The organism is Lacinutrix sp. MEBiC02404, from assembly GCF_053601575.1.
In genome coordinates, this window is the sequence record NZ_JBSHNV010000159.1 from 1 (window position 1) to 255 (window position 255).

The 255-nt window shown below is 39.2% G+C and carries 1 protein-coding gene; it reads right to left on the bottom strand.

Annotated features, from left to right (window positions below; genetic code table 11):
- Positions 1-255, bottom strand: a 255-nt coding sequence (locus ACVCXO_RS07610; protein WP_452228998.1) for a hypothetical protein, incomplete at both ends; no start/stop codon positions are given.

The window sequence follows — 255 nt, forward strand, 5'->3', positions numbered from 1 at the left end:
ACTAGAATAGTACCACCAGCGCCACAAGTGGAAGCAAGGTTAGTAAATACATAATCTGAAGTTACATCAAATACTGCATCTGTATCACAGCTATCTGTACCACAAGATTGAAGAGCAAGTATGTTAGCGGCATTCCAATCATTCGCGATCATTTCGTTATCTGTACCGTTACATTCTATAGTTTCGTCTATTACAGTACAAGATGTTAAGTCAGGACCGATAGAATCTTCAAGCGTAAGCGTTGCAGTAAGTATG